This is a genomic window from Pseudomonas sp. 32_A (assembly GCF_017490905.1).
GTDB lineage: Bacteria > Pseudomonadota > Gammaproteobacteria > Pseudomonadales > Pseudomonadaceae > Aquipseudomonas > Aquipseudomonas inefficax.
This window is the reverse complement of record NZ_JAFGYI010000136.1, coordinates 1-580: the sequence shown is the minus strand read 5'-3', so window position 1 is coordinate 580 and position 580 is coordinate 1. Positions and strand designations below refer to the sequence as shown.

The 580-nt window shown below is 71.0% G+C and carries 1 pseudogene; it reads left to right on the top strand.

What is annotated here, in order from left to right:
- Window positions 1-580 (top strand): annotated as a pseudogene (locus tag J5M58_RS25945) (hemagglutinin); the annotation flags it as partial.

Here is a 580-nt window from a genome sequence, read left to right as displayed (position 1 = left end):
GCGTCCACCGATGCGGTCAACGTCGGGCAGCTCGGCGCGGTGACGACCGGCCTGGGCGGCGGCGCGGCGATCGATCCGAAGTCGGGCGCCGTGACCGCGCCGTCGTACACGGTCTACAACGCCGACGGCACGACGTCGAACGTCGGCAACGTCGGCGCGGCGATCGATGCGATCAACTCGACCGGCATCAAGTATTTCCACGCGAACAGCACGAAGCCGGACAGCCAGGCGCTCGGCGCGGACAGCGTCGCGATCGGCCCGAACGCGGTCGCGAACGTCGACTACTCGGTCGCGATCGGCAGCGGCGCGACGACCTCGGCGGCCGTGCCCGTCGCGTCGGCGAGCGTCGGCGGCCTCACGTTCGGCGGCTTCGCGGGCAGCGCGACCATCGGCGTGTTCAGCGTCGGCGCGCCGGGCGCGGAACGCCAGATCACGAATGTCGCCGCCGGCCGCATCTCCGCGGCCAGCACCGACGCCGTCAACGGCAGCCAGCTCTACGCGACCAACAGCAATGTCGCGTCGCTGTCGACCGGTCTGAACGCGACGAACAGCAACCTCGCGTCGCTGTCCACGTCCACCT